12 protein-coding genes are annotated in these 9489 nt (G+C 65.2%); 9 read left to right on the forward strand and 3 right to left on the reverse strand.

Translation table 11 applies throughout. The features are described from left to right. Positions 1 to 9: 9 nt before the first annotated feature. The 3 genes from CSQ99_RS30995 to CSQ99_RS14285 are packed head-to-tail and all read left to right on the forward strand — an operon-like array spanning position 10 to position 1090. Positions 10 to 147, forward strand: coding sequence for a hypothetical protein (locus tag CSQ99_RS30995; RefSeq protein WP_176561024.1), 138 nt, complete (start codon positions 10 to 12; stop codon positions 145 to 147). Then, positions 144 to 554: a GFA family protein gene (locus tag CSQ99_RS31885; protein ID WP_099039685.1), complete on the forward strand. Its 411-nt coding sequence runs from the start codon at positions 144 to 146 to the stop codon at positions 552 to 554. Before CSQ99_RS30995 ends, CSQ99_RS31885 begins: the two co-directional genes overlap by 4 nt. 8 nt (positions 555 to 562) lie before the next feature. After that, positions 563 to 1090 carry a cupin domain-containing protein gene (locus CSQ99_RS14285; RefSeq protein WP_099039686.1) on the forward strand — a complete coding sequence of 176 codons (528 nt, stop codon included), beginning with the start codon at positions 563 to 565 and terminating at the stop codon, positions 1088 to 1090. Between the two features lie 60 nt (positions 1091 to 1150). On the opposite strand, the gene CSQ99_RS14290 is transcribed toward CSQ99_RS14285, so the two are convergent. Then, the gene (locus tag CSQ99_RS14290) at positions 1151 to 1459 is read right to left on the reverse strand and encodes a GlsB/YeaQ/YmgE family stress response membrane protein (protein WP_099039687.1); all 309 of its coding nucleotides are present in this window, start codon (positions 1457 to 1459) and stop codon (positions 1151 to 1153) included. A gap of 137 nt (positions 1460 to 1596) precedes the next feature. Here CSQ99_RS14290 and CSQ99_RS14295 point away from each other — a divergent pair, with 137 nt between their 5' ends. From CSQ99_RS14295 to CSQ99_RS14320, 6 genes are all read left to right on the forward strand, one after another. Beyond that, entirely contained in the window at positions 1597 to 1986 is a 390-nt protein-coding gene (locus CSQ99_RS14295; protein WP_176561029.1) for a secondary thiamine-phosphate synthase enzyme YjbQ, read from the forward strand. 125 nt (positions 1987 to 2111) lie between these two features. Beyond that, positions 2112 to 4802, forward strand: a complete 2691-nt coding sequence (alaS, locus tag CSQ99_RS14300; RefSeq protein WP_099039689.1) for an alanine--tRNA ligase — start codon at positions 2112 to 2114, stop codon at positions 4800 to 4802. Positions 4803 to 4806: 4 nt separating this feature from the next. Next, on the forward strand, positions 4807 to 5349 hold the full coding sequence (gene ruvX / locus CSQ99_RS14305) for a Holliday junction resolvase RuvX (protein WP_099039690.1): 543 nt from the start codon (positions 4807 to 4809) through the stop codon (positions 5347 to 5349). Next, positions 5342 to 6613, forward strand: coding sequence for an endolytic transglycosylase MltG (locus tag CSQ99_RS14310; RefSeq protein ID WP_099039691.1), 1272 nt, complete (start codon positions 5342 to 5344; stop codon positions 6611 to 6613). The genes ruvX and CSQ99_RS14310 overlap by 8 nt, the downstream gene beginning before the upstream one ends. Beyond that, entirely contained in the window at positions 6610 to 7407 is a 798-nt protein-coding gene (locus CSQ99_RS14315) for a shikimate dehydrogenase (protein WP_099039692.1), read from the forward strand. Before CSQ99_RS14310 ends, CSQ99_RS14315 begins: the two co-directional genes overlap by 4 nt. 27 nt (positions 7408 to 7434) lie before the next feature. Further along, the gene (locus tag CSQ99_RS14320) at positions 7435 to 7845 is read left to right on the forward strand and encodes a prepilin peptidase (RefSeq protein WP_425437824.1); all 411 of its coding nucleotides are present in this window, start codon (positions 7435 to 7437) and stop codon (positions 7843 to 7845) included. A 24-nt stretch (positions 7846 to 7869) separates the two neighbouring features. Here the strand turns inward: CSQ99_RS14320 and CSQ99_RS14325 are convergent, their stop codons facing one another. After that, the gene (locus tag CSQ99_RS14325; RefSeq protein WP_176561025.1) at positions 7870 to 8625 is read right to left on the reverse strand and encodes a DUF5336 domain-containing protein; all 756 of its coding nucleotides are present in this window, start codon (positions 8623 to 8625) and stop codon (positions 7870 to 7872) included. Between the two features lie 11 nt (positions 8626 to 8636). Further along, a complete protein-coding gene (locus tag CSQ99_RS14330; RefSeq protein WP_099039695.1) occupies positions 8637 to 9338 on the reverse strand; it encodes a hypothetical protein in 702 nt (233 codons plus the stop codon). Between the last annotated feature and the right edge of the window lie 151 nt (positions 9339 to 9489).

Here is a 9489-nt window from a genome sequence, read left to right on the forward strand (position 1 = left end):
AGCAGAACAGTGAGTTTTCAGACGATCAATCCCGCTACCGGCGAGCTGCTAGTGGAGGTCCCGATGCAGAGTGACGACGAAGTCTTCGCCGCACTGCAGCGCGCCGATGAGCGCTATCGGGTGGCAGATTCGGTGGTTGGGTCGTGACTACGCGTACCGGACGTTGCCTGTGCGGTTCGATCAGATATCGATTGGATGCCCAACCCGATTCGGTCATCCTTTGCCATTGCGATGATTGTCAGCGACACAGCGGCGCGGCGTTCTCGGTCAACGTTCTGGTGGCACGAAACACGTTGCAAATCGACGGAACACCGAAGTCTTACCGGACCGTGGGATCAGAGAATGGCAATTCGAGGGACAGACTGTTCTGTGGAGAATGCGGATCTCCCATCTTCACGAGCCTGGCTGAACGGCCCGACGTCATGATCGTCAAGGCCGGAACCCTCGACGACCGAACAGGCCTTGAGCCGGCCGCCGAGGTGTGGTGGCGTCGAGCCCAAGACTGGGTGACGCCGCACCCGACCCGGCCGCGATTCGACGGCGACGCGAAGTAAGGAGTTGCATGAACACACCATCTGAGCCCCGCATTCTGACGCGAATCGCCGACGGGACAGGACTTTCCGCCCTCGATGTGTTCGGACCCCAGGTCGAGTTTCTGACGATGACGGATGACGAGACCAACAACATCTGCGTGATGCGGGCGGTCATTCCGCCGGGCGTGACCGTTCCGCTGCACCGCCACGACGACTTCGAGGATTTTCTCGTGCTATCCGGTGGCCATCAGGTACTCATCGAGAGCGATGGCCGATTGCAATGGCGCGATGCGGGCGCCGGCGACTACATCCGAGTTCCCGGTGAGATGCCGCATGCGCATCGCAACATCTCCGAACAGCCTGCTGTCGATCTGATCATCACGACCTCACGGATGGGCGAGTTCTTTCGCGAGATCGGTCGTCCGGTCGATGCACCGCCGCCAACCGCCGAAGAAGTCGCGAATTTCGTAGCGACCGCGATGCGGTACGGCTACCACTTGGGAACTCCCGAGGAGAACGCCGCTGTCGGGATCACGATTCCGACGTTCGCGTCGTGACACGAAAGGGCGATCCCGGCTGCAGGGGTACAGCCGGGATCGCTATTTGGGTGGTATCTGTCAGCGCAAGAGGCCCGAGCGCTTCCGACCCATCAGGCCGGTGCGGCGACGTCCCATGAGCGCCGACACCAGCGCCACTCCGATCACGGCCACGACGAGCTGAACGAGCAACTCTCCCCAGTCGACGCCGGGCGTTGCGGTTGCAATGCCAATCGCCTGGGCAAGCCACGTACCGATAAGCGCGGCGACGATGCCGACCAGGATCGTGACGAGCATCCCAATGGGCTGCTTACCCGGTAGCAGCAGCCTGGCCAGTACGCCGATGACGATGCCGATGAGTATTGCGGTGATGATGCCGGTGACGGTCACGATGCCTCCAATGCCTAGTGGGGTAGGGCAGTTCGTAGATCACCCTGGTGAAAGCAGCGATACCCGGGGCCCCGGCGTAATAAACGCTCGCGTCAATCCGCGCGGACACTCGTAGGCTGGATGACGTGGACTCGGATGTGATCGATATCGACACCGCGCGGCGCCGCATCGTCGACGTCACCGACGTGGTGCGTTCCTTTTGCAGCGCACACGAGGACGGCCTGTGCAATGTCTTCGTGCCGCATGCCACCGCCGGCGTCGCGATCATCGAGACCGGCGCCGGGTCCGACCACGACCTCCTCGACACGCTCGAACGCCTGTTGCCACGCGACGATCGCTACCGTCACGCCCACGGGTCGCCGGGGCACGGAGCCGACCATGTGATGCCCGCGCTGGTGTCACCATCGGTGACGGTGCCCGTCCAGGGCGGAAAGCCGCTGCTCGGCACGTGGCAGAGCGTGGTGCTTGTCGACCTGAACAGCGACAATCCCCAGCGTAAGGTTCGGCTGAGCTTCATCGACGCCTAGCCGGCACCGGAGGTCGCGTTCGTTCGTTGGCCTTTCAGGCGCAATAACCGCGACCGGTACTGTGGTGCGGTCGAATAGTCGCAGGTAATTGCGGAACCACCCCTAGTGCGAGGAACAGTAAGAACGTGCAGACACACGAGATCAGGAAGCGTTTCCTCGATCACTTCGTGAACGCGGGCCACACCGAGGTTCCGAGTGCCTCGGTGATCCTCGACGACCCCAATCTGCTGTTCGTCAACGCCGGCATGGTGCAGTTCGTGCCGTACTTCCTCGGGCAGCGCACACCACCGTGGAACCGGGCGGTGAGCGTCCAGAAGTGCATCCGCACCCCGGACATCGACGAGGTCGGCATCACCACCAGGCACAACACTTTTTTCCAGATGGCAGGCAACTTCAGCTTCGGCGATTACTTCAAGAAGGGCGCGATCGAGTTCGCGTGGACCCTGCTGACGAATCCTGTTGCCGACGGTGGGTACGGCATGGACCCGGAAAAGATCTGGGCGACCGTGTATCTCGATGATGATGAGGCGATCGCGCTGTGGCAGGAAGTCGCCGGGCTGCCGCCCGAGCGCATCCAGCGCCGCGGCATGGCCGACAACTACTGGTCGATGGGTATCCCGGGGCCGTGCGGGCCGTCGTCGGAGATCTACTACGACCGCGGGCCCGAGTACGGCATCGAGGGCGGGCCCGAGGCCAACGAAGACCGCTACATCGAGATCTGGAATCTCGTGTTCATGCAGAACGAGCGCGGTGAGGGCACATCCAAGGAGAACTTCGAGATCCTCGGCCCGCTGCCACGCAAGAACATCGACACCGGCATGGGGGTCGAGCGGGTGGCCTGCCTGCTGCAGGGCGTCGACAACGTCTATGAGACCGATCTGCTGCGCCCGGTGATCGACCTGGTCGCCGCCGTTGCCCCGCGCGGGTACGGCATGGGCAACCACGAAGACGACGTCCGGTACCGCGTCATCGCCGACCACAGCCGTACCGCCGCGATCATCATCGGCGACGGCATCAGCCCGGGAAACGAAGGGCGCGGTTACGTCCTGCGCCGGCTCCTGCGCCGGATCGTCCGGGCCGCGAAGCTGCTGGGTGTGGAGCAGCCGATCGTGGCCGAGTTGATGACCACGGTGCGCGACGCGATGGGGCCGTCGTATCCAGAACTCGTCACCGACTTCGACCGCATCCAGCGCATCGCGGTGGCGGAGGAGACCGCGTTCAACCGGACGCTCGCGTCAGGATCCCGGCTGTTCGACGAGGCGGCCGCCACGACCAAGCGTTCGGGCAAGTCAACGATCTCCGGAACCGACGCATTCACCCTGCACGACACCTATGGATTCCCTCTCGAACTGACATTGGAGATGGCTGCCGAAGCCGACTTGAACGTCGACGAAGAGGGCTTCCGCGGTTTGATGGCCGAGCAGCGCCAGCGCGCCAAGGCCGACGCGGCTGCCCGCAAGCAGGCACACTCCGATCTCTCGGCATACCGCGAACTCGTCGACACCGGCCCTACCGAATTCACAGGATTCGACGAATTGACTTCCGAGGCAAGAATTCTCGGGATCTTCGTCGACGGCAAGCGGGTACCGGTCATCGGCCACGGAGCGCATGACGCCGGTCGCGTCGAGCTGGTTCTCGATCGCACCCCTTTCTACGCGGAGTCCGGCGGACAGATCGCCGACGAGGGCACGATCACCGGCGCGGGTGCGTCGGCGGCGGCCAAGGCCGCGGTGACAGACGTCCAGAAGATCGCCAAAACGCTGTGGGCACATCGAGTAAACGTCGAGTCCGGCGAGTTCGTGGAGGGCGACACGGTGGTCGCCGCGGTCGACCCGAAGTGGCGCCACGGTGCGACCCAGGGACACTCCGGAACCCACATGGTGCACGCCGCACTCCGGCAGGTATTGGGCCCCAACGCAGTTCAGGCCGGATCCCTGAACCGTCCCGGCTACCTGCGGTTCGACTTCAACTGGCAGGGCTCGCTGTCGGAGGATCAACGAACACAAATTGAAGAAGTCACCAACGAGGCGGTCGAAGCGAACTTCGAGGTGCACAGCTTCACCACGGATTTGGAGAAGGCCAAATCGATGGGCGCGATGGCGCTGTTCGGCGAGGCCTACCCCGACGAGGTTCGGGTCGTGGAGATCGGCGGGCCCTTCTCGCTCGAGCTCTGCGGCGGCACTCACGTGCACAGTTCCGCCCAGATCGGCCCCGTCACGATCCTTGGCGAAGCCTCCGTCGGGTCCGGCGTGCGTCGGGTGGAGGCCTACGTCGGTCTGGACTCGTTCCGGCATCTGGCCAAGGAACGCGCCCTGATGGCCGGGCTGTCGTCATCGCTGAAGGTGCCCTCGGAGGAGGTTCCGGCCCGGGTGGCCAACCTCGTCGAGCGGTTGCGGGCCGCCGAGAAGGAACTCGAGCGGATGCGGCTGGCGAACGCGCGCGCCGCGGCAGCGAATGCCGCCGCAGGCGCCGAACAGGTCGGTAAGGTCCACCTCGTGGCGCAGCGGATGGCCGGCGGAATGTCGGCGGGCGATCTGCGGACACTCGTCGGCGACATCAAGGGCAGGCTGACCAGCGAACCCGCGGTCGTCGCGTTGATCGCCGAGGGCGAGGGTGATTCTGTCCCGTACGTCGTGGCGGTCAATCCGGCCGCGCAGGACATCGGTCTGAGCGCCAATGATCTGGTGAAGCAATTGGGTGCGCCGGTGAACGGCCGCGGGGGCGGCAAGGCTGATCTGGCACAGGGCTCCGGTAAAGGTGCGGCGGGGATCGACGCGGCGTTGGCCGCGCTGCGCGCCGAGCTGGGCCGGAGCTGACCGCGTGCCGACCGAATCCGACGACCGCCTACCGGACCGGCCGGGCCCCACGCTGACGCCTCCGGATCCCGGACGGGGCCGTCGGTTGGGTATCGACGCCGGTAGCGTCCGCATCGGTGTGGCCGTCAGTGACCCCGACGGAATCCTCGCAACACCGGTGGAGACAGTGGCGCGCGACAGCCGAAAAGGGTCGGACAAACATGTGCGTCGGCTGGCGGCACTCGTCAATGAGTACGAGGCCGTCGAGGCGGTGGTCGGGTTGCCGCGGACGCTGGCCGACCGGTCTGGCTCGGCCGCCGCGGACGCAATCGGTCTCGCCGATCAATTGGCGGCACGCATCGCGCCGGTGCCGGTGCGACTGGCCGACGAGCGACTGACTACCGTTGCCGCCCAGCGCTCGTTGCGAGAGGCCGGGATTCGCGCCAAGGGGCAGCGAACGATGATCGACCAGGCTGCCGCTGTCGGCATCTTGCAGAACTGGCTGGACCAACGGCGCGCGGTGTTGGCCGCGCACGGTGACTTCAGGGACGAGGTCGGGGATGTCTGACGATTGGGGCCGCGAACGCGTCGAACCCAGCTGGCGCCAGGAACGGGTGGAACCCATGGCGGTCGGCCCACCACGGCGTCGGAGGACTCGGGCCGACCGGATGCGAGAGGCACGCGGACGGCGCAAGCGCCGGCTGGCCAGCTGGTTGGCGCTCGGCATCCTGATTGTGGTCGTCGTCGGCGTGGTGTTCCTCGGGTCGAAGCTGTGGCACAACGTGTTCGGCACGAGCAGCGACTTCACCGGCGCGGGCCTCAACGACGTGGTCATCCAGGTCCACGAAGGCGACTCGACCACCGCGATCGGTCAGACCCTTCAGGACCAGAACGTGGTGGCGACCTCGGCCGGATTCGTCGAGGCTGCACAGGGAAATGCCGCGATCTCGGCGATTCAGCCCGGCTTCTATAAGGTGCGTACCGAGATCCCGGCAGCCAATGCCGTTGAACGGCTGGCCGATCCGCAAAACCGAGTCGGCAAGCTGGTGATTCCGGAAGGGCGTCAGCTCGACGACGTCCGGGACGTCAAGACCGATGCCGTCACCGACGGCATCCTCAGCCTGATCTCCAAGGCGACATGTGTGGACCTCGACGGTGAGCGCAACTGCGTCGCAGCCGATGCGCTGAAGGAGTCGGCGAGCACGGCCGAACCGTCGGTGCTGTCGGTCCCGGAATGGGCCGTCGCTCCGGTGAACGCGATGGGCACCGACCACCGTCGGCTGGAGGGGCTGATCGCCCCGGGCTCGTGGGACATCGACCCGTCCGCGCAGCCACAGGAGATTCTCTCGACACTGATCGGCGCCAGCGCCGCCCAGTACGAGGCGGGTGGCATCCTCGACACCGCCACGGCGATGAACCTGTCGCCCTATCAGATTCTGGTCGTCGGCTCGTTGGTGCAGCGCGAAGCCACACCGGAGGACTTCGGAAAGGTCGCGCGGGTCATCTACAACCGGCTGGCCGAGAATCGCACGTTGGAATTCGACTCCACGGTGAACTATCCGCTCGACCGGATCGAAGTGGCGACCACGGATGGTGACCGCGGACAGCAGACGCCGTGGAACACCTATGTGCGGCCCGGACTTCCGGCGACGCCCATCTGTTCGCCCGGTCAGCCGGCACTTGCGGCGGCAGAGAACCCGGAGCCGGGGGACTGGCTGTACTTCGTGACCATCGACATGCAGGGCACCACCCTGTTCACCCGGGACTATCCGCAGCACCTGGCGAACATCGAACTCGCCATGCGCAACGGTGTCCTCGATTCCTCGCGGTGAGCGGTCCACGCAAGGCGGCGGTGCTCGGGTCGCCGATCGCGCATTCCCGCTCACCGCAGTTGCACCTTGCCGCTTATCGCGCGCTGGGTTTGGACGGCTGGACTTATGAGCGGATCGAGTGCACCGCTGATCAGTTGCCCACGGTGGTCGGCGATTTCGGGCCCGAGTGGGTCGGTGTGTCGGTGACGATGCCCGGCAAGTTCGCGGCACTGCGATTCGCCGACGAACCCACACAACGCGCCGCGTTGGTGGGCTCGGCCAACACATTGGTGCGATCCCCGAATGGGTGGCGTGCCGACAACACCGACATCGACGGGGTGACCGGAGCGCTGGGGCGCGCCTCCGGACACGCGGTCGTGGTCGGCTCCGGCGGAACCGCACCAGCCGTGGTGGTGGGACTTGTCGAACTCGGCGTGCAACGGATCACGGTGGTGGCGCGCAACCGGGAAAAGGTCACCGCGGTGGTGGATCTCGCCACCCGAGTGGGTGCCGACGCCAGCTGGTGCGACATCAACAGCACCGAGGTCATCGAGGTGATGTCGACTGCGGACGCCGTCGTGAATACCGTCCCGGCCGACGCCGCCGCAAATTATGCATCTGTACTGGCGACAACGCCGGTGCTGTTGGATGCGATCTACGATCCATGGCCCACGCCGCTGGCCGCGGCCGTCGAATCCGCGGGTGGGCGGGTGATCAGCGGCCTGGAGATGCTGCTCAATCAGGCGTACGCGCAAGTCGAGCAGTTCACCGGGATGCCTGCGCCAAAAGAGGTGATGAGGGAGGCGCTGGGCTGACGCTAGCCTCCAGGTATGGGGGCAGGGGTGGCCGGTGTTTGCGTGGTGGCCTGGTTGATCGTGCTCAGTTGGCACGACATCCGGGACCGGCGACTGCCGAACTGGTTGACGATCCCCGGTGCCGTGGTGGTGCTGGCGACTGCTACGACGGCGGGCCGTGGCGTGCCTGCGTTGGCAGGTTCTGCTGCGCTGTTCGCGGTCTATCTGACGATCCATCTGGTCCTGCCGGCCGCGATGGGTGCCGGTGACGTCAAGCTGGCGCTCGGTATCGGAGCATTGACCGGTTCGTTCGGCATCGACGTGTGGACGCTGGCCGCGGTGGGTGCGCCGCTGCTGACGGCGGCGGCCGCGTTGCTCCTCCGATCGGAAGTGACTGTTCCGCATGGCCCGTCGATGTGCCTGGCGGCGACTGGAGCAGTCGCGCTGGCGGTCCTGTAGGAGGACGGCTCGGCGCTGAGAACTCTAGTTCGGCGAAGGCGGCGCCACGGGTTCGTCGCCCTGGTGGCCCGGTTGGTCCGCATACGACGGGGCCGCCCCTGTGGTGGCACCGAAACTCGGCAATCCAGCTGGACGCGCGGATCTGCTGCCGCGCGAACCTTGTTCCTGACCAATAGGATCACGGCGCCGTTCGTAGTTCAGTTCGGAATAGTCAGCATGCTGTGATGAGCGCGCAGTGCGCAGCGAGTTCGTGGCACCCTGCGCACTCGCATCTGCCTGGCCGTACCCCTCGGCGTACTGATGTGATTCCGGCGATCGCGCATACTCGGTGTAGTAGTTCCGCACGGCCTGGTTGTAATAATCGACATACGCTTCATATTCCGAGGACGGCTGGTCGGGAACATCCTTGGGGGCCAACAACACTGCGGCGATCGCGGCGGCGGCTTGCAGCGCGTTGACCACGACGATCGCTGTCATCACCCAGCCGGCGCCAGAAGCCGCCACGACAGTCGACAATCCGTCCAGAAAGCCCATCGCAGCCAGCACCGCAGTGACCACCGGAAGTGCTATCTGCCGAGTCGCCACGCTGAAAACCCCACACAGGGCCGCCATTGCCGCGAATCGGACATGCCATCCCATGGCGACGCTGCCGCTGCTCATCGGGCCGAAACTCATGCAGTACGTGACCAGGCCGAGCGCAGCGACTACGATGAGAAGGGTTCTGGATAAACGACTTTCGGGGGCATTGTAAAAGTCTGGGTTGCTCGGCGGGTAGACCATGATCACTCCTGTCAGTCGACACTGTTGGCTGAGGCTTCTAGGTAGCGCATTTCCTCGTCGGTCGCGACCATCGTCACGATCGCCGAGCCCGCACGCGTACTGACCCTTACAGTGTCGTGTTCCAGTGATGTCAGCTCTAGGGCGACATCCGCATTCGGCGTCACTGGTGTGTTCGGCGGTGCGACGACCACACTGGTGACCCCGGCGCGAACGGATTGTTCCGTCACACCGTCGAAAACCTCCACCGAGTAGTTGCGGTCGGCCCCGGCCTGGATCGCCTGGCGATTGAAGTCGGCCACCCAGAGCATGTCTTGGCTTCCGACCACTTCGACCATGTCGCGCCACAGTCCGGCGCGCCTGCTGTGGACCAGCACCCGGGCCCCCAGCGCGAGTGCCCGCAGTACCGCCTGCTGGGCGAGGTGCAGCGTGCCGCAGATTTCGACGCGGTCGATCTGCGGACCGAACAGGGGCAACGCGACCGCGCGGCCCCGCTCGTCGGCGCCGATCACCTGACCACAACCAGATGCGGGCACCGACAGATCGCTCAGCGCGGTCTCCCACCGCGCATAGGCCCAGTGGTCGACAGGTCGCGGTGGCGGTGTGACTGGCAGGCTGGCCATCAGAGCCGAGAACTGCAAGCCTCGCAGATCGATCAGGCCGGGAAGGGCCGCGGGTACACCGAGTTCGCTGTCGAATCGGGCCAGGCCGCGCATCTTGATCAGGTTGCGATCGGCGTCGAGATATTGTCAAGACCTGTGGATGAGGTTGTTTCAGGCGACCTCGGTTTCGGTTGATTCGTCGCTCTCGGCGGGTGTGATGCCAACGGGCCGTTCGAGTAGCTTGCCTTTGTGGAACACCGCGCCG

The sequence above is a fragment of the Mycobacterium neglectum genome (assembly GCF_002591975.1).
In the GTDB taxonomy this organism is placed as follows: Bacteria; Actinomycetota; Actinomycetes; order Mycobacteriales; family Mycobacteriaceae; genus Mycobacterium; species Mycobacterium neglectum.

Coding starts and splice junctions, on each gene's coding strand:
- CSQ99_RS14285 (WP_099039686.1), top strand. CDS start 563: ATGAACACACCATCTGAGCCCCGCATTCTGACGCGAATCGCCGACGGG.
- CSQ99_RS14325 (WP_176561025.1), bottom strand. CDS start 8,625: ATGGTCTACCCGCCGAGCAACCCAGACTTTTACAATGCCCCCGAAAGT.
- CSQ99_RS14330 (WP_099039695.1), bottom strand. CDS start 9,338: ATGCGCGGCCTGGCCCGATTCGACAGCGAACTCGGTGTACCCGCGGCC.
- CSQ99_RS14310 (WP_099039691.1), top strand. CDS start 5,342: ATGTCTGACGATTGGGGCCGCGAACGCGTCGAACCCAGCTGGCGCCAG.